This window comes from Amycolatopsis ponsaeliensis, from assembly GCF_030182635.1.
In the GTDB taxonomy this organism is placed as follows: Bacteria; Actinomycetota; Actinomycetes; order Mycobacteriales; family Pseudonocardiaceae; genus Amycolatopsis; species Amycolatopsis ponsaeliensis.
Window position 1 is genome coordinate 192,482 of record NZ_JAPZLD010000001.1, and the last position, 20,388, is coordinate 212,869.

Here is a 20,388-nt window from a genome sequence, read left to right on the forward strand (position 1 = left end):
GTTCCGATACGACGCCGACCAGGCTTCCCGGCACTCCGTGGGCCAGCGTACTCCTTGCACGTCCGTAGGGGATTGGCCAACTGCGTCCGTTCGGGTGTTCAGCTTCGAAGGTGGTTACAGGGCAACGGCTTCCGGCGACCTCGTGGGCATCGTCCGACGTCGGAAGTGGGGTTGCGTGACCGAGGAGCTGCCGCCGGCGTTGCCCGGCGAGGACCACAAGCGCACCGTGCTCGAACGGACCGCCTTCGGTGCCATGGTGGCCGTGCTCGGTCCCGGGGTCGGGTTCTTCTCGGCCTTGCAGGACCAGTTCCAGCCCTTCACGGGACAGGGGCCGGCGACGTGGGTGCTCACCCTCGCGGTGCTGGTGCTGGCGGGCGCCGCATGGTTCCTGGTGCCGCGGCTGGTGAAACTCCTGCGCCAGCGCAAGCCCGCGCGCGCGATCTCGCTGGTGCTGGCGGTGATCCTCATGGTCTGCGCCGCGGGTGCCGGGGTCGCCACGGCGGCGCTGCTCGGGATCGGCGGGCGAGAGGTCGCGGCGCCGCCCGCGTCGACGACCTCGGCCGCCCCCACGGCGACGTCGTCGAAGCCGCCGGACGTCCCGGCGGCCGGCACCAGCACCCCGAACGGTGCCGCGACCATGACGTCCACGAGCACGACGGCCCCGCCCACGACCACGCCCACGAAGGTCCTGCCGCCCACGCCGCCCACCCAGGCGCCGGTCGCGTTCAAGTTCGACGCCGTGAAGACCGTGCCGCACTGCCACAACTACTTCGGTGACGGGACGCAGCCGGGTGCGGACAAGGTCGTGCTCCTGGTGCGGCAGGCGCAGGACCCGAAGAACCGGTACTTCGAGCGGGTCGTGGAGTTCGACGGCTCCGGCCGGTGGTCGGCGCTGAGTCTCGTCATCGGGCTGCCGGGCGACACCGGCCCGTTCTACCTGGAGGCATATGAGGTCACCGCGGACGAGGCACACCGGCTAGAGGGCGCGCCGGGCAACGTGCCGTCCGAGGTCCACGGCACCGGGCTCACCAGCCTGCTCGTCGTCCGCGACACCGCCAAGGACGACTGCTAGGCGAACACACGCACCCAGTCGACGTGGAAGGTGACCTGGTCGGGGGTCGACGCATCCGGCGCTGGGATCCAGCCGGGCGCGCCGAACGGGCCGGGTTCCTGCTGCATCACCAGGTGCATCGGCTTGTTCGGGATGCCGGGTTTCTTGCTGCTGTACCGCGTGTCGTAGACCGTCTGGCCATCGATCGAGTACTTGATGTGGTCCGGCTGCCAGTCCACCGCGTACACGTGCCACTGGGTGTAGTCGCCGGTGAGCTTGCCGCTGTCGCGCTGGCCTTGGGGCGGCGAACCCCAGTGGACCGACGACAGCGCCGTGTTCTTCTGCGGGCGGGCGCTTTCCACGAGGTCGAGCTCACCGTCCTGCGGCCACTGGTTCGACTGCGGCCACAGCAGCATCGCCACCCCGAACCCCGCGCCCGCGTCGAACTTCGCCCGGGCCATCCACAGCCCGTAGGTCCGGTCGCCGTCGCCGCGGCACCAGCACAGCGCGCCCGACGTGTTCGCCTTGCCGCTGGGATCCTTGCCGTGCCCGGTGATCCGCAGCTCGCCGTCGGCGACCCCGACCTCCTCGGGTTTCCACCGCGAGACACCGTTCGACGACTTCGAGTCGTACGGCGACCACTTGGTCGTGTCCAGCCCGGCGCCGTCGAACTCGTCCGAGGCGACCAGCTGCCGCGCCTGCGCCGTGCCGTCCACTTCGGACTCCACGCCCCGCGCCGAGACGACGCCGACCTGGTACCCGAGCAGCAGGCAGAGCACCGCGGCCAGCACCACTGTCGTCCGCTTCGTCATCAGTACTCCCGTCTTCTACAACTGGGCGAGCACGCGCGCCGCGAGCACCGCCACCAGGATCACGGCCGCCGCACCGGCCGCCAGGTCGAACCGCCGTTCGGCGGTTCCGAGTTCCGCCACCGCGACGCGGGTCAGTACCAGCGCGAGGAACAGCCCGAACGCCGTGGCAGCGGTCCAGTTCAGTGTGTGGATCATCGGGCACCCGCCGTCGAGCGGATCAGTCGAGCGGGAACACCCGCGTAGACACCGGGTTCCGGGCAGTCGGCGGTCACCACCGCCCCCGCCGCGACCACGACGTCGTCGGCGATCGTCACGCCCGGCAGGATCGTCACCCTGGCCCCGGTCCAGACCCGGTCGCCGATCCGGACCGGCAGGCCGACCGGCCGCCGTGACGTGCCGGCCGCCGTGGTCTCGTGGTGGGAGGTGACCACCATCGTCCGCATGCCGAGCTGGCAGTCGCGGCCGATCGACACCGGTGCGACCAGCTCGAAGAAGCAACCCGTGTTGACGAACGTCCCGGCACCCAGGGTCAGGTTCCCCGGCCGGCCCGCGATCTCGAGGCCGGGAAAGACGTTGGGGGAGCGCACATCGGCGCCGCACGCACGGTAGATCAGCCACCGCAGCGGACGCGGGACGAGGGAACTGCCGGCGACGACGTTCAGCAATGCCCGCCGGGTCAGCATGGTGAACTCGATCCGCAGCTCCCGCCGGAGCCGGCCGCCGCTCATCGGAGGCTCCCGGCGGTCTCGGCGCCCGAGCGGATCCGGGCCAGCTCGTCACGCAACCGGGTGCGGAGCACACCCACCTCACCGAGCAGCCGCGCCGACTCGGTCGGCCGTTGCCGGGCCAGGGTGTCGACGTGCTCGCGCAGGATCTCCGGCGTGACGCGGTCCGTGCGCACCGACCACTCCGCCGACCCGACGGAAGCGAGGAAGTCGGCGCACTTCGGCTGGTACTCCAGGCCGGCCATCGGAACCCCGGCCGCGGCGGCCAAGACGAGCGCGTGCAAGCGTTCGGCGACAAGGACAGTGCAGTCGCCGACCGCGGCGAAGTAGTCGGGCACGGTCGTGGCGAGGCGGATCTCACCGGTGACGGCGGCGCGGCGAAGAGCCTCCTCCGCGAACGGCCGGTCCTTCGGGTTGATCACCAGGAACCGCACCGACCAGCCATCGGCGACGACTCCGCGGGCGAGACCGGCGGCGGCGTCGACGACCCGCTCGTGGTCGTGGCCCCACAGGTCGTCCCCGAAGCCGAGATTCACGGCGAGCAGCTTGTCCCGGGGCGCGATCGGCGACGCGGGTTCGTGCAGCAAAGCCGGATCGCCGACCACCTCCGCGTCGATGCCGACGGACTCCAGCAGCGCGGCCGAACGCGGACCGCGCACGGTGACCCGGTCGAACCTCTTGCACAGCCCCTTCCAGCGCGCCAGCTCGCCGCCGGCGGAGAAGGAGTTCTTGCCCTGGAACGAAGGATCCTCGACGCCGATGCCGATCAGGTGCCACGGCCGGCGCCGGGCCAGCAGCAGGCCGGAGGCTTCCAGGAGCAGCCGCCAGTTCCGCCGTCCGACGACCGTGCCGCCGCCGACGAGCACGGCCCGGTCACCGGCTCCGCGAAGACCCCCGCGGAGCACCCGGTGCGCGAACGCCTTCGGGTCGTGGGGGACGTGCCACGGCTCGACAGCGGGCAGGTGCGGCAGCAGCGCGTCGGCGATGGCGTCGTCGCCGAGGTTTCCGTGGCCGGTCCACCCGACGTACAGCAGGCGGGAGCGGGCGTCGTTCATCGGGAACCTCCGGGTCGGTGGGTGAGCAGCACGGCGTCGCCGGATCGCAGCTGCTCCTGGTAGGCGCCGGACGAGACGAGGTCGGCGCGCACGGATTCGGTCCACCCGGCCGGCAGGCCGAGCAGGGTCACGCCGTAGTCGTCCTGGGCCCGGGTGATGACGACGAAGTCGGGGCCGACCCGGCCGACGCACGGCCCGGCGCCGGGGCCGGGCACGCAGGTCCGCTCGAGGGAGCCCTGCTTGACTTCGCCGACCCGCGCCCAGTTCATCGGCGCGTACGCGGTCAGCGACGCGATCCGCTGACCCGGCCGGGCCAGCTGGTAGGCCTCGGCCACCACCGCCTGGTCGGACTGCCGGAAGGCGACGTAGCCGTCGTTGCCACCGCGCGCGCCCACGAGGAGCACCGCGGCGACGCCGAGGACGGCGGCAAGTGCGACCGGGACGAGCCGGTTGCCGCGGCTCAGCAGCCGGTCGAGCCCGGCGCCGGCGAGTGCGCACAGCAGCGGGAGCGCGTACAAGTACGACCGCAGCAGCATTTCCCCGCCGTAGGACTGCAGGGCGACGAGGCCGGCGGGCACCACCGCCGCGACGCCGAGCACGTACGGGCGCCGGCCCCGCGGGGTCCGCAGGCCCCACCAGCCGGCGGCGGCGAGCACCCCGGCCAGCGCGACCAGCGCGAACCGGAAGCCGAGCACGGTCAGCCGGCCGGGGTCGCCGCCCACGCGTTCCTGCACGTTCTGCTGCACCGAGCCGGACAGGTCGCCGATGCCGCCGGTCAGCACCTGCAGGTGGCCGACCCAGTAGTCGCTGGCGCCGACCACGAGCCAGGTCAGCGGGGCCAGGATCGCGACGGCGAGCAGCCACGGCTGGGTGAGCCGCTTGCCCACCACCAGCACGGCGAGGATCGCGGCCAGCGCGAACGGCGTCACCTGGTGCGTCGGCGCGAGCGCGAGGATCAGCAGGACGAGCCCGCCGGACGCGGCGACCCGGCGCTTCGGGTCGGCGTCACCGCACAGCCACCGGAACACCAGCGCCAGCGCGCCCAGGTACAGCAGGAAAGCCAGCCCCTGCGGGGAAAAGTAGTCCTGCTCGACCCAGTTGACGCAGAGGAACGTCCACGCGGCCAGCCACGGCGCGCGGCCGCGGCCCAGCACCGCCGTCGCAACGGCGTGCACCCCGAGGGCCGCGAGCCCGGTCAGCACCGGCGGGGCCCAGGCGAGCAGCGCGGTCGTGCTGCCGAGACCGGCGAACTTGGTCAGCCAGGCCGCTCCGGCGAAGAAGGCGGGCCAGGAGAACCGCGCGTCGAAGTCGTGCAGCACCGTGCCGTGCGCGCCGATGTAGTCGGTCCACCCGGCGTGCAGCCACGCGACCGGCAGCCGCGCGACGGGCTCGGTCAACGGCTGCAGGCCGTACATGCCGAGCACGGTCAGCACCACGGCGGTGGCCAGCAGCCAGGTCCGCGGCCGGGCCGACCGCACTTCCACGACGAAGGCCGCGGTCAGCACCACGAGTCCCGCGAGCGCACCGGGGGACAGGGCCTCGAGCAGCCCGAACGACCCGAGCGTGCCCGGGTCGACGCTCTTCAGGAACACCCCTTGCAGGACCACGGCGACCACGCACAACGCCGGCGCCAGCAGGCCACGCGAGCTGGTCGCGGGAGCCGTCTCGGGTTCGGTCATCACCAGGCTCATCGGCGCACCTCGCGCAGCCGCCGCACGAGCGAGGGCAGGACCAGCGCGCCGACGACGACCTGGGCCAGCACGAACCCGAGTGCCGGTCCGGGCAGGTGCCACCCGGCGGGGACCACGAGCACCCCGCCGACGACGAGCGCCGCGCCGGACAGCTGGACCCGCGCCGCGCTCATCCCGTCGCCGTCCATCAGCCGGACCGCCACGCCGAGCGCGACGACCGTCCGGGCCACCAGCCCGGCGAGCACGATGCGCAACGCGCTGCCCCCTTCTTCCGCGTAGCCCGCGCCGAACAGGCCGAGCAGCAGCGGTGCCAAAGCGATTCCGGCGACGGCGCCCGAGCCCACGAGCAGGCCGAGGCGCTTGCCGACGGCCCGCAGGATCGCGGGCCGGCTCTCCGGATCACCCGATCCCCGCAGCACCATCGAGTTCACGAAGCCGTTGATCGCGTAGTCGGTCGCGGTGAGGCCGTTCCACACCACGAAGAACACCGCTCCGCCGGCCGGGCCGAAGCGGGTGGTCACGACGAGCGGCACGACGTTGTAGAGCACCGTCGTGCCGATGGTGGCCAGGTAGGTCGGGGCCAGGAACGCCACGACCGTGCGCCGCTGCGGCAGCGTCACCAGGTCCGGTTCCGCGCGCTTGCGGCGGACCAGCACGGCCACGAGCGAACCCGCGATCGCCGTGCAGACGACCGTCGGGACCACCCAGGAGACCAGCACGCCGAGCGCGCCCAGCGCCGCGCCGAGCACGGGCAGCACCGCGATCCGGGCGAAGCCGAACGCGCTGTTGAACAGCGGCACCCACCAGACCCGGCCGAGCGCGGCGAGCACGGAGTCCTGGAGCTGGAACAGTGCCCAGCACACGCACGCGACGACGAACAGCAGCGCCAGCGCGCCGGGGGCGTTCTGCCGGCCGACCGGCAGCAGCACGAACCCGAGCCCGCCGACTGCCGCCGTCAGGCCCACCAGGAGGTAGCCGCGGCCGACCAGCCACCCGGTCCGGTGGCCGGCGCCGGGCAGCCAGCGCAGCAGCCCGAGCCCGACGTTGAGCTGCGCGATCCCCGCGACGAGCACGAAACCCGAGACGAAACCGGCCGCCCGGCCGACGGTCTCCTGCGGCAGCGTGCCCGCGGCGACCACCCAGCAGACCAGCCCGGCGACACCGGTGATGGCCGCGCTGAGGGACAGAGCCGTCCCGGCACCGAGGGCCTGCCGGTCGCTGCGGGCCTTCGCGGACACGGTCGTCATGCGGTCGCTCCTTCCCCGCGACGGGCCGCGACGAGGTGGAACCCGAGCAGGAGCGCGCATCCGCCGAGCGCGCACGCCGACGCGACGCCTGGCCGCCAGGCGGTCAGGAGCATCAGCTGCGCGCCGAGCAGGTCGATCGCGACGCTGGTGGCCACGACCAGGGCCCAGGTGAGCGACGACGTGCCGTGGCGGAAGAAGGCGATCACGGACCAGCCGGGGACGAAGAACAGGAACAGCAGGGTGAGCAAGACGCGTGCGGTGCCGTGGACGTCGAGCACGGCGAGCGCCGCGGTCACGGCCGTGATGCCCAGCAGCACGGCGGTGACGATCCGGGGGCTCACCTGGTCCGCTCCCGGACCAGGGCCAGCGGACCGGACAGCGTCCCGCGCACCTGGGCGATGACCAGCCGGCGGGGGAAAGGTGACGCGCTCGCCTCGGCGGGCCGGCGGCCGAACAACGCGGGGAGCCCGCGTGGCAGCGCGGCCGCCAGCTCGCGGAGGCCGCCGCGCCGCCGGGCGTGCAGCAGGTACAGCGCGGCCAGGCCGGTGCCGTACCCGCGCAGCTGGCGCAGCAGGTCCGCTTCGGTCGCCCGGTGTTCGTGCCGGACCAGGGCGTGCGGGGTGTAGACGATCCGCCCGCCCGAGCGCACGAGCCGCAGGTACAGGTCGAGGTCTTCGCCGGAGTGCGTGCGCCGCCCGGGACCGAGCCGTTCGTCGAACCCGCCGAGCGCCAGGAACGCGTCGCGGTGCCACGCCATGTTGTTCCCCGAGCCGAACCGGCCGGGGGAGAGCAGGTTCCGCGGGTCCTCGGTGAAGACCTGGCGCCGGTAGCCCTTGCCGAAGCCGCCGAACGCCTCGAACCACACCTGCGCCGGGGTGTCCAGGCACAGCGGCGCGACGAGCCCGGTCACGCACGACGTCCCCGGCTGGGCGAGTTCGGCGACGAGCTCGGCGGGCCAGGCCGGGTCGACGACCGTGTCGTCGTCGGTGAAGGCGAGCACGGTGCCGGTCGCTTCGCGCGCGCCCAGGTTGCGCGCCCGGCTCGCGCCGGGCACCGGTTCGTGCAGGCAGCGCACGCGGTCGTCGGCCGCGGCCAGCGCGAGCAGTTCCTCCCTCGGCCCGGCAGGAACGTTGTCCACCACCAGGACTTCGAGGTCGGGGTACCCGGTGGCCAGCACACTCGCGACGCACCGGCGGACGTCCGAAGGCTTCCCCGCGGTGGCGAGTACCACGCTCACGCGCGGCAGTACGGGCGGCCGTGGCGGCCGGTCTCGCACCTGGTCCGACAGCGACCCGGCGAGGGTGCTGATCTCCTCACTGCGCCGGGCGGCGCCCAGCACCACCCCACCGGACCGGACGAGCACGTCGGCCTCGCCGTCCCAGGTGGATGGTCCATCCGCGATGTCCACTGTGTACGCGGGCACCGCATCGAGTTCGGTCACCGGGGTGCGGGCCCGGCCGCGCACGTACCCGGCGCCCGCTGCCGCCGTCGCCACGAACACCGACAGCGCACCCGCGGGATTTCCCCCGCGCAGTTCGCGGAACACGGCCTTCGGCAGCACCGAACGCAGGTACGACCGCTCGGTCGAGAGCGCGTCCTGGGCGCCGACGAGCCGGGACACGGCCGCTTTGGACAGTCCCTCGGCCCAGCTGCGCTGCCGGACGTACCGCCGTCGTGTGCGGTCGTCCGACACGCGGTGACGGACGGTCGCGTGCGGCAGCAGGAGCACCTTGGCGCCCAGAACCCGTTGCCGCAGCCGGATGCAGAGCTCCGTCTCCTCACAACCCAGGGGCAGCGCTGCGGTGCGGCCGACGCTTTCGGCGAACCCGCCCAGGCGCTCCAGGTGCTCGCGGCGGAAGGACATCGCGCAGCCCATGATGTTGCGCACCTCGGCCGGCTCGACGGGCTGGCCGGTGTAGCCGCAGCCGACGATCCAGTGCAGCTCCGGGGGCAACCACGGCGGCGCGGCGGCACCCGGCCACACCGGGATCGCCCGGCCGCCGACCGCGGCGACGTCCGGATCACCGTACGGCGCCAGGGTTTCCGCGAGCCACCACGGGTCGGCCGCGGCGTCGTCGTCGAGGAACGCGACGATCTCGCCCTTGGCCGCGAGGTAACCCGAGTTGCGCGCGCCGGACAGGCCGGCCGTGCGGTCGTTGCCGATCACCCGGACGGCGTCCCCGGTGAACGCCTCGGTGGCCCGCTGCAGCAGCGCGGGGTTGTGGTCGACGACCACGATCAGCTCGGCCGGCACCTCCGTCTGCGCGGCGACCGACGCGACCGAGGCGGTGAGATCGGCCCAGCGATCCTCGGTGTAGCAGCAGATCACCACCGAAACCTCGGTCATGACCGCACCGCGCGGTCCGAATCGGACAGTGTGGGTACCCGGTGCCGCCGTCCGGTCCGCCACGAACGGGTGCACTCGCGGAGGATCACGCGCAGCACGCGGATGCCGTCGCGGAACGTGTTGAGGTTGCTCGTGCCGAACATGCGGTCGCGTTCGAAGCTGGGCACCTCGCTGATCCGCAAGCCCGCCAACGCGATCCGGCAGTTGATCAGCGTCTCGATCTCGAACCCGTCACCCCACTGCCGGCCCGCGTCGCGGTCCAGGTCGGTCGGCGGCAGCGCCAGCACCGGGATGAGGTCCGACCAGAACGCGTTGTAGCCGTAGCAGAGATCGGTGAACCTGGTGCGCAGCAAGAGGTTCGTGAACCCGTTCAGCACGGCGTTGCCGGACCTGCGCAGCAAGGTGATGTCGTCGCTGCCGCCGCCGGAGGTGAACCGGCTGCCTTTGGCGAAGTCCGCGCCGGCGACCAGGGTCTTGGCGAAGAGCGGGATCTCCTCGGGTGCGGCGGACCCGTCCGCGTCGAACATCACGACGACGTCGCCGGTCACGCGGGCGAACCCGCAGGCGAGCGCATTGCCTTTGCCACCACGGGTCTGCGTCACGATCTCGATGCCGGGGAGGCAGCGCTTCGCGACTTCGACCGAGTCGTCCACTGAGTTGCCGTCCACCAGGATCACCTGGTGGACCTCGGGCAGGCCGGGCAGCACCACCTCCAGGTTCCTCGCCTCGTTGAGCACGGGTATGACCAGGGAGATGCGGGGATCGGGGCTACGCATGGCCACCTTTCACAGGTGTCGGAGCCGCGTCACCGGTTCGAGACGACGACGGCACTGGCATCGGAAACGGTCGAAACGGGTGGCGGCGGTGGTCGAACCCTCCGGAGCGCACGACGAAACGCCGGTGGGGCCGCGTGATCGCGGCACCGGAGGGGTGCGGGGTCCGATCGGCTACACTGGCGGACCGGATGGATGAACGCAGCTACGCGGCGAGGAGTGGGCGCGGCGAATGACCGGCGAGCAGGTTTGCGTGTGCGGACACACCGAAGCGGCTCATCGCCATTTCCGGCCCGGGAGCGACTGCGGCAGCTGCGGCGCTGAGCGGTGTTCCCGGTTCAGGCGGGACAAGGGCGCGAAGTCCGCGAGCCCGAAGGGTTCCCTCCCGGAGCCGGGCGACAGCCGGCGCGGGTGATCAGGCGCAGCGCGGTCTGCGAGTGCGTCTGACGGCCGTCGAGCTTCCTCGGCGGCTGCACGTGGCCGGGGGGACTTCGGCGATGTGAATCATAAAAAGATCCGAACGGTTGTTGTGTGATCTTTTGACAACTGCGCGTGAGGCCGAGACTCACAGGTCACCCGCACGTTGTCAATGACAGGGCAGGCCATTACCCGACGATGGTCTGGACCTCAGCGCACGGCCTTGCCAGGCTCGGCGAAGATCATCCATACTTCGGCGTTGGCCATGGTCAGGCCTACTGGTCGGCCGCCTCTTCTTCCCTCGCGCGGATGGCGCTTGAGGGTCCTGGAACGAACTCCGCGCGATCGCGTCGGAACGTCTTCGAGCCCGCTCCCGGGTCGCAGGGTTAATCAGGCTTTCCCGGTCTTTTAACACGATCTTTCGCCGTAGGGGCCTTGGTTCGCGACCTTCGGCGGCGCCGGTTGCGGGCGGCGGTCCGCGAACTGGCACTTGACCGGACATTTGCTCAATTGTACGGTCAAATCATGCCTGAGGCGTTGCACCTGCGGATCAAGCGGGCGATCGAAGAGCGGATCCACTCCGGGGAGCTGCCCGCCGGAGCGCGGCTGCCGACCGAAAAAGACCTGTGCGACCAGTACGGCGTCAGCCGTGCCACCGCGCAGCGCGTGCTCAACGACCTGGCGAAAGCCGGCCTGGCCGTCCGCCGCCGGCGGCACGGCACGTTCGTCGCGGACGGCGTGCGGCAGGTCAACCTGCTCAACTTCGTCGTGCCCGGGACCGCCGAGAAGGGTGCCCCCGGCCGCCACGAGATCGTGTCCGCGCGGATCACCACGGCCGCCGACGCGGTGCTCGCGCTCCCCGGCGCGGCACCCGACGTCGCCGTCGTGGAACTGGTGCGCCGCAAGCTGGACCTGCGTGAGCGGCCGCAGTCGATCGAGCGGCACGTCGTGCTCTTCTCGGTGGCTCCCGACCTGCTCGACGAGGACCTCGAACACCTCGTCAGCCTGGCGTACCTGCGGCGCCGGGAAGTGCCGGTCGACACGATCCGGCTCTACCTCGATCCGGTGAGCCTCGACGAGGCCGACGCGGCCCTGCTCGACAGCGAACCGGGCACGGCGACCATGCGGCGGCGACGCGAGCTGCGCGTCACCGACGGGACCGTCGTCGAAGTCGTCACCGCGCTCGTCCGCCCGGGCACCGCCGAGTTCTTCGTGGAGCTGCCCGCTTCGGCCGTGTGAGCACCACTGTCCACTTCGGAAAGGGAGGTTCGGGGATGAAGGTCATCGTGGTCGGGGCCGGGGTGCTGGGGACCGCGGTCGCCCGGGCGCTCGCCGTCGCCGGCGAGGAGGTGCTCCTGCTGGACCGGGGGCGCCCGGGCACCGGAACCACCTCGACGACGTTCGCGTGGACCAACGCGAACCGCAAGCTCGACCCGGCCTACCACCGGCTGAACGTCGCGGGGATGGCCGAGCACGCGGACCTCGCCCGGCAGCTGCCCGGTGCGGCGGCGTACTTCCCCAGCGGTGCCCTGCATTGGGCGAACTCCGCGAGCGCGCCCTGGCTCACGGACAACGTCGACCGCTTGCGGGCCCTCGGGTACCCGGTGCGGTGGGTCGAGCGCGACGAAGCGTCGCGGATCGCCGGCGCACTCCGGATCCCCTCGGACGCGGTGTCGTTCGCGCACTTCCCGAGCGAGGGGTACGTCCTGCCGGACCGGTTGCTGGGAAACCTGCTCGCGGACGCCGAGCGGCACGGTGCGACCTTCGCGATCGGCGAGGTCGCCGGCATCGACGACGGCCCCGGCGGGGTGGCCGTCACGCTGGCCGGCGGCGAGGTCCGCACGGCCGACCGGGTCGTCCTGGCGACCGGCCGCTGGAGCGAGCGGCTCGCGGCGGGCGCCGGGATCGCCCTGCCCATGCTGGCGGGCGTCGAGCGGGGATCGCCCGCGGTCGGGCTGCTCGGCTACGTGCGGGCGCCCGGGATCGACCTGCGCTGCGTGGTCCACTCGCCGGGGCTCAACCTGCGTCCCGCGGCCGGCGGGCACACCGTCGTGCAGGCGCTCGACCTGAACGCCGACGTCGACCCGGCCGACCCGCCGTCCCCGGACGGGCCGATCGCGCGCGAGATCACCCGGCGGCTCTCGGCCGTGCTGCCCGAGCCGGTCTCGGACATCGACCTGCGCGTCGGGTTCCGGTCCCTGCCCGCGGACGGCCACACGATCGCCGGGTTCGGCTCACCCCGCGTCTACTGCCTCGTTTCGCACAGCGGTGTCACCCTGGGCCCGCTCCTGGGCCGCCTGGTCGCGACCGAGCTCGTGACCGGCCGGGGCGACGACCTCCTGGACGCGTTCCGCCCTGCCCGGTTCGCCGGCCGGCGGCGCGCGGACTTCGACGCGGACCAGCACGCCACCCGGCTGGGTGAGCAATAAGTCCCCACTACGGAAGGCCGATCGGGATGACGGACACGCACCGACCCACCACCGGTCCGAAGACCGGGATGACCGTTCTCTTCCGCGTCATCGGCGCGATCGAACGCGCCGGGAACAAGCTCCCGCACCCGTTCTGGCTGTTCTGGATCCTGGCCGCGGTGCTGGCGGTCACCAGCCTCGTGCTGGCACTGGCCGGCGTCCACGTCACCCTGCCGAAGACCGGCGAGGTCGTCGAGGTCAAGAATCTGCTTTCGCTCGACGGGATCGGCTTCGCCGCGAAGTCCGCATTGGACAACCTCGCGAAGTTCCCGCCGCTGGCGGTCATCCTCGTCATGCTGCTCGGGGTGAGCGTCGCCGAGAAGAGCGGCCTGCTCGAGGCCCTGCTGCGGATCACGGTGGTCCGGCTGCCCGGGCGCTGGGTGACGTTCGCGATCGCGTTCAGCGGGATGATCGCGCACATCATGAGCGACTCGGCGTACCTCGTGATGATTCCGTTGGGAGCGCTGGCTTTCCGCGCGGCGGGCCGCAGTCCCGTGCTCGGGGTGATGGTCGCCTACGTCGCGGTGTCGGCGGGGTTCAACGCCAGCCCGCTGGTCACGCCGTCCGACGCGATCAGGTCGTCGCTGACGGCCGCGGCGGCGAAGACCGTCGACCCCGGCTACGTGGTGACGCCGGTCGCGACGTACTTCTTCTCCGCGGTGTCGTCGGTGGTCCTGGCGGGGCTCATCACCCTGGTGGTCGAGCTCGTCCTGGCCAAGCGGCCCGAGTTCGCACCCTCCGAAGAGGACGGTGACCCGGCCCCGGCCATCCGGCTGACCGCCGTGGAACGCCGGGCGATGAAGGTGACCGCCGGGTTGTTCGTGTTGTTCCTGGCGGTGGTCGCGGTGCTGGTGGTGCTGCCGGGCTCGCCGCTGATGGGTGCCGGCGGCAGTTTCGTGCGGTCGGCGGTCGTGGTGAACATCAGCGTGTTCATCGCCCTGCTGTTCGCGATCCTGGGCGTCGGCTACGGCCGGGTCACCGGGACGATCCCGTCGCTCGCGCAGGTCCCGGTGATCATGGCCGGGGGAGTGGCCAAGATCGCGCCGGTGATCGTGCTCTTCTTCGCCGTCTCGCAGTTCCTGGCCTACTTCACGTGGACCGGCATCGGGTCGGTCGTGGCGGTCGGGGGCGCGGACCTCCTGCGTTCGCTGAACGCGCCGCACCTGGTCGTGCTGCTCGCCATCGTGCTGGCGGTCGCCCTGCTGAACATGCTCGTCACCAGCGGGTCGGCGATGTGGGCGATCCTCGCGCCGATCCTGGTGCCGATGATGATGTACCTGCAGGTGCGCCCGGAAGCGGCGATGGGCGCCTTCATGATCGGCGACTCGGTCACCAACGCGGTGACCCCGATGAGCCCGTACTTCGTGCTGGCCTTGGGGTTCGTGCAGCAGTACCGGAAGAACGCGGGCATCGGCACCCTGATGTCCTTCACCGTGCCGATCGCGTTCGTCTTCCTGATCGCCTGGTCGGCGTTGTTCGCGCTCTGGTACGGCCTCGGCCTTCCGCTGGGCCCGGGGGTGTCGCTGAGGTAGGGCGGCGGTGCGGATCAGTCCCGCAGGTCCTCGGCGGTGAACGAACGGCGCTCGGTGAGCTGCGCCAGGTGGCTTTCGAGAGTCTTGAGCTGCTCGTCGCCGATCCGGGCCGCCCAGCGGCTGCGGACGTCGTCGAACAGGGCGCCGCCGATGGCCATCAGCTCGTGGCCCCGGGGGGTGACCCGCACGCGCTTGCGGCGGGCGTCGCCCGGGTCGGGCTCGCGGTCGACGTAGCCGAACTCCTCCAGCGCGGCGATCGTCTGCGCGGCGGCCTGCTTGGTGACCGACAGCCGGCGGCCGAGCTCGGAGGCCGTGTCCGCGCCCGCGTCCACCGCGCGCAACGCGAACTCGTGCACCGGGCGGACACCTTCGTGGCCGCGTTTCGCGAGCTCCACGTTCACTTCGTCGACCATCGAGTGGAACCCGCCGAGCAGCAGAAGCGCGAGCTCGGCGCCGCTGGACTGCGCCATGCGGCCGATCATACGACGCCCGCCGAGGTGGACAAGTTACTTGTCCATCCTCTAGGGTTCGACAAGTAACTTGTCTATCGATCCGGAGGAACCCCGTGAATCGCCTCGCCGCCACCATCCCCGGTGTCGACCACCACCGCGTCCGCCTCAACGGCACCGAACTGCACTACGTGGCCGCCGGTACCGCCGGCTCGCCCGTCCTGCTGGTGCACGGCTTCCCCGAGACCTGGTGGGTCTTCCACAAGCTGATCCCCCTGCTGAGCGAGCACCACCGCGTGTTCGCCGTCGACCTGCGCGGATTCGGCGACTCCGCCACCGCCGGCCCGGACCACGACAGCGCGACCTCGGCTAAGGACCTGAGCGACCTGATCGCCTTCCTGGACGTCGGGCCCGTCCACCTCACCGGCCAGGACATCGCCGGCCCCACGACGTTCCGCGTCGCCGCGTCCCACCCCGAACTCGTCCGCAGCTACACCGGGATCGAGACCGCACTGCCGGGATTCGGCGCCGAGACGCTCGCCGACGTCACCCACGGCGGCGCCTGGCACATCGGCGTCCTCGCCGCGCCCGGCATCCCCGAGATGCTCCTCGCCGGACGCGAGCGTGCGTTCCTCGCCGACTACGCGATCCCGTCCCTCACCGCGAGCCCCGGCGCGTTCGCCGAAGACGACGTCGACGAGCTCGTCCGCTCCTACGCGCGACCCGGCGCGTTCGCCGGCGCTGCCGGTCTGTACCGGTCCCTCCTCTCGGAGGGCGACGAACTCCGCAAGCTCGCGGCCCGGAAGCTGGACATGCCCGTACTCGCGGTGGCGGGCTTCTCGGACCGGACGCCCACGACGTTGCGGCAGGTCGCCACGAACGTGACCACGGTCGGCATCGAGGGGATCGGTCACTACGTGGCGATGGAAGCCCCCGACCGGCTCGCGGCGGCCCTTCGCTCCTTCTACGCGGGCATCTCCTAGGGCGCTGTGCAGGGGAGATCGCCGCTGCGCAGAGCGTGATCGTCGTCGTTGCCGTCATCCGACCACAGCACGGCTTTGCGGCCGCCGGTGCACGTGGACTGCGGCGCGATCGCGAAGCCTTCGTTGTTGTAGTTCGGCATCCCGCTCGGGCGGTTGTAGACGGCGGAGACCGCGAAGGCACCCTGCCGGACGTCGAGCGTCGCGGTCTGGCCCTTGCAGGTGTCGTCGCACGCGGCCCACAGGTGCCCGGTTTCCGGCTCGAACTCCAGGTCCATCACCGCCGGGAAGCCGCTCTTGAACGACGCCACCCGGGTGTAGCCCTGGCCGTTGAGATCGAGCGCGTAGGCGTAGACGGTCCCGTTGGATTCCAGGCCTGCGAAGTACAGGCCGCTGCCGTGTCCCGGGTAGGTGGCCGGGTCGTAGGCCGCGCCGGTCTTCTGGTCGGTGAAGCCGTGTGCGGTCAGGAAGGAGTCGGGGACCCAGGAGATCGCCTCGATCCCGGTGTTCGGGTCCGACTTCGGCAGGTCCGGGGTGAGGTCCCACTGCCCGGTGGCGTCGAGGGCGCCGCTGCCCGCGCTCGGGTCGAAGCGCAGGATCTCCTGCTTGCTCTCGTCCTTGTCGTCGTTGTCGCGTTCGGTGGCCGCGAAGATCCCGTCCGGCGTGGCGACGACGCCCTCCGCGTCGGCGTCGCCGCTGCCGTCGCCGTAGTGCAGGGCCCAGTCGGCGGCCGGTGTCCACTTCGGACCGTCGGGGACGAGCCGGTACAGGGTGCCGGGGCCGTTCTTCACGGCCCAGAGCACGTCCGGGCTCTCGAACGACAGTCCGCTGAGGTTCTCGCCGAACACGTTCGCGTCGTCGGCGGTCCGCACGGACGCGCTGCCCGGCCAAGCGGTGGCCGCCTGTCCCTGGGCGGCCGCCGGGACGGCCGCCAAGCCGCCGGCGGTCACGAACGCCGCGATGAGCACCGGCAGCCGTCGTCGAAAAGTCATGATCCGCCTTCTAGCTCGTGTGGGTGACGGTCAGGTCGTGGATGACCACTTCGCCGTAGTTGTCGGCCGAGCACGGCGCGGACTTGTCGCAGTTGGCCTGCGTGTAGGCGCCGGCCTTGAAGTAGGCGCCGCTGAACTTCTGGGTGATCGTGGCCTGCAGCGCGCCGTTGTAGTAGGCCTTGACCGCCCCGCCGGAGACGACGAACTTGGCCTCGAACACCGTGCCGAGCCGGTAGTCGCCGGTGATGAGCTTGTAGTGGGTGTCGTCGCCCTTGGTGACGTAGAGCTTGGTGCCCTCGAGACGGAAGACCGTCAGGTCGTCGTCCGAGCCGTGGATCTGGCCCGCGACCACCTGGTTCTTGTTCTCGGGCAGGTGGGTGACCGCTTCCTTGACCACCATCGTGTGGGTGCCCGAGGTCGACGACCAGCTCGCGTTCTCCGGCCCGTCGGTCTCGCGCAGTTCCGACCGCGGATAGCTCGACCCGCTGGTGGTGACGCCGTTCACCGCGGCCCGGAACTGGACGCCGGAGCAGTCGGGCGTCGCGGTGAACCAGGGGTCGGCGCGGTAGGTCGCCAGTTCGGGCTGCTTCACGTTCTTCGGGCTCTCGGCATCGCCGATCGGCAGCCCCTCGTACCAGTTGTGCAGGTCCAGGACGTCGGCCGGGTAGGTGCAGGACGCCGTGGCCGGGGCTGCCGGCGCCGCGATCGCGGCCGCGCCCCCGGCGAGCACCGCCGCGGCACTCAGGACGGTTGCCGCCGTCAACCCGCGCTTGACCCTCATCGGCTTCCCCCTGCGTATGCGACTGTGGACGCATCGTAAGTTTCCGCCGACCAAGACGTCAATGACGTGATCTATCGACAAGCGACCGGGAGGGCCGCTAGCCGTGGAAGGTCACGGTGAACCCGCGGCAAGAGCCGCACTGGTACATGGTCTGGTTCCCCGGCTCGGTGTCCTGCTTGGACCACGCGTAGGCCTTCGGGCAGTGCGCCTTGATGGTGTCGCTGTAGCTCGTCGGGCTGTCGCGGTTCGGGTTGACGCAGTTGAGCGGCGCGCCGTCCGGGCCGTGCTGGAGGTCCTCGGCGGGGCAGAACGGCAGCAGGTCGTCGACGCACCCGGCGGAGCCGCAGGACGCCGAGCCGGGCGGCACGGTCGCGTCGACGGGCTCGATGGTGACCGGCACCGAGAAGGAGTTGACGTAGCTGACGTCGTACCAGGGTGCGAGGCTGTCGCCGCGGTCGAAGTTGAATTCGGCGAGACTCGCCGGTTGCTCCCCGGTCGTGCAGTGGTCGGCGTAGGCGCCGCAATCGCCGACGAGGCAATGGAAGTCCTGTCCGGAGGTGCCGGTGCATCCCTGGCGGCCGAAGAACTTCCCGCGCCAGTGGCCGGGTTCGGCCGACTCCGGGATCGTCACCGTCGCCGACTGCCCGTCGGCGAGCGTGGGCAGGCCGGTGAAGTTGACCGACCCGTCGGCATTCACCGTGCTGCCGAGCCACAGCGTCTGCCCGGACCGGTTGACGAAGGTGACGGTGTGGTCGGCGGCCGCGGCGGCGGGGTGCGCCACGAGCATCGACGCGAGTACCACGCCGCCGAGCAGAAGACGTTTCACCACAACGGAAAGCATGATCCTCCTCCGGTCAGGAGTGCACGAACGACCAGGTCACCGGGATGGTCCCCAGGCCGGTGTCGGCCAGCTGGGAAAACGCGGGAGCGCTGAGGTCGACATGCGTGCTGTCGCAGCTCGGGCACTTGTCGACGACCGGCACGGTGATGCTGCGGCCTTGGTAGGAAACTCGGACGGAAACGCCTTGGCACAGCGGGTCGTTGTTCGGGTTCGCGGTGGTCCAGTACGCGGCCGGCGCGGCGGCCAGCAGTTGCGTCGAGGCGTCGATCTGCGTGCCGCAGGCTCCGTACCCGGCGTCGTTGTAGTACGTGGCATTGCCGGTGATCGGCTGGTCGAAGGGGATGTCGGCCCAGGCCGCGCCGGCGGACACGAAGGAAAGCGTGACCGCGACGGTGAGTACGCCGAGCGACTTGGCGGTTTTCCGCATTCTCGTTCCCTTTCCTCGAGGTCTGGGATGCCGCATCGTATCCCGGTTTCCGGCTCGGGTCCCGGTGGTTGCCCCGCAAAGACCAATACCGAAGGCGGTGATCACAAGTTGTCCAGACAAGATTGGTGACAACTGTTGACACGGCGCCCGGAACTGCTCAACCTGAAACGCGCTCAGCGTGCTTCCGGAATTCTCACGGCGCGATGGCGCCCCCGGGAAAGCCCGTCGATCCGGGAGGTTCCGCGTGTTTCGCCGGCTGCTCGTCGTCTTCGCCTTGTTCGCGTTCAGCGTCGTCCTGGCGCCGGCCGCGTCCGCCGCCGCGCTCGGGCCCGCGGTGCGGGTCATGCCGCTCGGGGACTCGATCACCTGGGGCGTGGGCAGTGCCACCACGTCGTCCTACCGCGCGCCGCTGTCGCGGATGCTGGCCGCGCAGTCGCGGTATTCGGCGCGGTTCGTCGGGACGCAGGCGTCCGGGAGCCTTCCCGGCCCGGCGAACGAGGGACACAGTGGTTACACGATCGACCAGCTGACGGCCGGGATCGACGGGTGGGTCGCGGTCGACCGGCCGGACGTGGTGCTGCTGCACGTCGGCATCAACGACCTGGCGCGCGGCATCGACGTCGCCCATGCGCCGCAACGGTTGCGGACGCTGGCCGACCGGATCTTCGCGGACCGGCCCGGGGTCGCGCTGCTGTTCCTGGGGCTGATCCCGACCACGCCGGGGCTGGAGAGCGCGACGGCGTCGTTCAACAGCCAGGTGAAGGCGATGCAGGGGAGTGAACAGCAGGCCGGGCACCGGTTCCGCTACGTCGACCCGCCGGCGTTGACGTCCGCGGAGATGGCCGACAACCTGCATCCGGACGACGCGGGCTACCAGCTGATGGCGCAAGCCCTGTACGGGCCGCTTGACCAGGCGTACACCGACGGCTGGATCGCGACGCACCCCGCGCTCGGCGCGGCCACCGAAGCCGGTGGCGCGGGCAAGGTCCGCTGGGCCGACTTCGACGGTGACGGCCGGGCCGACTACCTCGCGGTCGCGAGCACCGGTGCGGTGTCGGCGTTCCTGAACCGGGGTGGTGACGGACGCGGGGGCTGGTCGGTGCTGGGCCAGGTGGCGACCGGCACGACCACGGATCCGGGACGGGCAAGGTTCGCGGACTTCGACGGCGACGGCCGGGCGGACTACCTGACGATCGGGAGCACCGGTGCGGTGACGGCCTTTCTGAACCGCGGCGGTGACGGCCGTGGTGGCTGGCTCGGCCTGGGCCAGGTGGCGACCGGCACCACCACCGACCCGGCGCGGGTCCGGTTCGCGGACTTCGACGGCGACGGCCGGACGGACTACCTGACGATCGCGAGCACCGGCGCGGTGACGGCGTTCCTCAACCGCGGCGGTGACGGGCACGGCGGCTGGCTCGGCCTGGGCCAGGTGGCGACGGGGACGACCACCGACGCCACCCAGGTCCGGTTCGCCGACTTCGACGGCGACGGCGCGGCCGACTACGCGGCGATCGCCGCCTCCGGCGCGGTGACGGCGTTCCTCAACCGCGGCGGCGACGGCCACGGCGGCTGGCTGCAGTACGGCCAGGTCGCGACGGGCCTGACCACGGCGGCCGACCGCGTCGCGTTCGCGGACTTCACGGGTGGCGGCACCGCGGACTACGCGCTGGCGGATCCGGCGACGAACGCGGCGACGGTGTACTCCTGGGAGGGCGGCGACGGCCACGGCGGCTGGGCGAACCTCGGCAAGGTGGCCGGCGGTGTGCCGATCGGCTGACCGATCGCCGCGATGAAGAACCT

The 20,388-nt window shown here is 71.6% G+C and carries 20 protein-coding genes; 6 read left to right on the plus strand and 14 right to left on the minus strand.

Annotated features, from left to right (window positions below; translation table 11 throughout):
* Window positions 1-175 precede the first annotated feature (175 nt).
* Complete coding sequence (locus QQ657_RS00825) at window positions 176-1,072, plus strand: hypothetical protein (RefSeq protein ID WP_284740045.1); 897 nt, start codon at window positions 176-178, stop codon at window positions 1,070-1,072.
* Here the strand turns inward: QQ657_RS00825 and QQ657_RS00830 are convergent.
* The 9 genes from QQ657_RS00830 to QQ657_RS00870 are packed head-to-tail and all read right to left on the minus strand — an operon-like array spanning window position 1,069 to window position 9,704.
* On the minus strand, window positions 1,069-1,863 hold the full coding sequence (locus QQ657_RS00830; RefSeq protein WP_284740046.1) for a glycoside hydrolase family 16 protein: 795 nt from the start codon (window positions 1,861-1,863) through the stop codon (window positions 1,069-1,071). The genes QQ657_RS00825 and QQ657_RS00830 overlap by 4 nt on opposite strands.
* Before the next feature lie 15 nt (window positions 1,864-1,878).
* Window positions 1,879-2,058: a hypothetical protein gene (locus tag QQ657_RS00835; RefSeq protein ID WP_284740047.1), complete on the minus strand. Its 180-nt coding sequence runs from the start codon at window positions 2,056-2,058 to the stop codon at window positions 1,879-1,881.
* Window positions 2,055-2,591 carry an acyltransferase gene (locus QQ657_RS00840; protein ID WP_284740048.1) on the minus strand — a complete coding sequence of 179 codons (537 nt, stop codon included), beginning with the start codon at window positions 2,589-2,591 and terminating at the stop codon, window positions 2,055-2,057. Before QQ657_RS00840 ends, QQ657_RS00835 begins: the two co-directional genes overlap by 4 nt.
* Window positions 2,588-3,643, minus strand: a complete 1,056-nt coding sequence (locus QQ657_RS00845) for a polysaccharide pyruvyl transferase family protein (RefSeq protein WP_284740049.1) — start codon at window positions 3,641-3,643, stop codon at window positions 2,588-2,590. Before QQ657_RS00845 ends, QQ657_RS00840 begins: the two co-directional genes overlap by 4 nt.
* Window positions 3,640-5,334, minus strand: a complete 1,695-nt coding sequence (locus QQ657_RS00850; protein ID WP_284740050.1) for a hypothetical protein — start codon at window positions 5,332-5,334, stop codon at window positions 3,640-3,642. Before QQ657_RS00850 ends, QQ657_RS00845 begins: the two co-directional genes overlap by 4 nt.
* Entirely contained in the window at window positions 5,331-6,581 is a 1,251-nt protein-coding gene (locus tag QQ657_RS00855; RefSeq protein ID WP_284740051.1) for a polysaccharide biosynthesis protein, read from the minus strand. Before QQ657_RS00855 ends, QQ657_RS00850 begins: the two co-directional genes overlap by 4 nt.
* A complete protein-coding gene (locus QQ657_RS00860) occupies window positions 6,578-6,922 on the minus strand; it encodes a hypothetical protein (RefSeq protein WP_284740052.1) in 345 nt (114 codons plus the stop codon). The genes QQ657_RS00855 and QQ657_RS00860 overlap by 4 nt, the downstream gene beginning before the upstream one ends.
* Window positions 6,919-8,928, minus strand: a complete 2,010-nt coding sequence (locus tag QQ657_RS00865; protein WP_284740053.1) for a glycosyltransferase family 2 protein — start codon at window positions 8,926-8,928, stop codon at window positions 6,919-6,921. Before QQ657_RS00865 ends, QQ657_RS00860 begins: the two co-directional genes overlap by 4 nt.
* The gene (locus tag QQ657_RS00870; RefSeq protein WP_284740054.1) at window positions 8,925-9,704 is read right to left on the minus strand and encodes a glycosyltransferase family 2 protein; all 780 of its coding nucleotides are present in this window, start codon (window positions 9,702-9,704) and stop codon (window positions 8,925-8,927) included. Before QQ657_RS00870 ends, QQ657_RS00865 begins: the two co-directional genes overlap by 4 nt.
* 939 nt (window positions 9,705-10,643) lie before the next feature.
* Between QQ657_RS00870 and QQ657_RS00875 the strand changes: the two genes are divergently transcribed.
* From QQ657_RS00875 to QQ657_RS00885, 3 genes are all read left to right on the plus strand, one after another.
* Entirely contained in the window at window positions 10,644-11,357 is a 714-nt protein-coding gene (locus QQ657_RS00875) for a GntR family transcriptional regulator (RefSeq protein WP_284740055.1), read from the plus strand.
* Between the two features lie 35 nt (window positions 11,358-11,392).
* Window positions 11,393-12,547: an NAD(P)/FAD-dependent oxidoreductase gene (locus QQ657_RS00880; RefSeq protein ID WP_284740056.1), complete on the plus strand. Its 1,155-nt coding sequence runs from the start codon at window positions 11,393-11,395 to the stop codon at window positions 12,545-12,547.
* Between the two features lie 68 nt (window positions 12,548-12,615).
* Window positions 12,616-14,118, plus strand: a complete 1,503-nt coding sequence (locus QQ657_RS00885; RefSeq protein WP_284740057.1) for an AbgT family transporter — start codon at window positions 12,616-12,618, stop codon at window positions 14,116-14,118.
* A 14-nt stretch (window positions 14,119-14,132) separates the two neighbouring features.
* Here the strand turns inward: QQ657_RS00885 and QQ657_RS00890 are convergent, their stop codons facing one another.
* Window positions 14,133-14,588, minus strand: a complete 456-nt coding sequence (locus QQ657_RS00890; RefSeq protein WP_284740058.1) for a MarR family winged helix-turn-helix transcriptional regulator — start codon at window positions 14,586-14,588, stop codon at window positions 14,133-14,135.
* Window positions 14,589-14,683: 95 nt separating this feature from the next.
* Between QQ657_RS00890 and QQ657_RS00895 the strand changes: the two genes are divergently transcribed.
* Window positions 14,684-15,550 carry an alpha/beta fold hydrolase gene (locus QQ657_RS00895; protein ID WP_284740059.1) on the plus strand — a complete coding sequence of 289 codons (867 nt, stop codon included), beginning with the start codon at window positions 14,684-14,686 and terminating at the stop codon, window positions 15,548-15,550.
* Here QQ657_RS00895 and QQ657_RS00900 read toward each other — a convergent pair.
* The 4 genes from QQ657_RS00900 to QQ657_RS00915 form a co-directional block, all read right to left on the minus strand.
* The gene (locus QQ657_RS00900; protein WP_284740060.1) at window positions 15,547-16,539 is read right to left on the minus strand and encodes an SdiA-regulated/phytase-like domain-containing protein; all 993 of its coding nucleotides are present in this window, start codon (window positions 16,537-16,539) and stop codon (window positions 15,547-15,549) included. The two genes, QQ657_RS00895 and QQ657_RS00900, sit on opposite strands and share 4 nt — an antisense overlap.
* Before the next feature lie 10 nt (window positions 16,540-16,549).
* On the minus strand, window positions 16,550-17,320 hold the full coding sequence (locus QQ657_RS00905; RefSeq protein ID WP_284740061.1) for a polysaccharide lyase family 7 protein: 771 nt from the start codon (window positions 17,318-17,320) through the stop codon (window positions 16,550-16,552).
* Window positions 17,321-17,417: 97 nt separating this feature from the next.
* Window positions 17,418-18,161, minus strand: coding sequence for a thaumatin family protein (locus QQ657_RS00910; protein WP_284740062.1), 744 nt, complete (start codon window positions 18,159-18,161; stop codon window positions 17,418-17,420).
* Window positions 18,162-18,174: 13 nt separating this feature from the next.
* Window positions 18,175-18,588 carry a cysteine/serine endopeptidase inhibitor gene (locus QQ657_RS00915; protein WP_284740063.1) on the minus strand — a complete coding sequence of 138 codons (414 nt, stop codon included), beginning with the start codon at window positions 18,586-18,588 and terminating at the stop codon, window positions 18,175-18,177.
* A gap of 244 nt (window positions 18,589-18,832) precedes the next feature.
* Between QQ657_RS00915 and QQ657_RS00920 the strand changes: the two genes are divergently transcribed.
* The gene (locus tag QQ657_RS00920) at window positions 18,833-20,365 is read left to right on the plus strand and encodes an FG-GAP-like repeat-containing protein (protein WP_284740064.1); all 1,533 of its coding nucleotides are present in this window, start codon (window positions 18,833-18,835) and stop codon (window positions 20,363-20,365) included.
* Window positions 20,366-20,388: the final 23 nt, after the last annotated feature.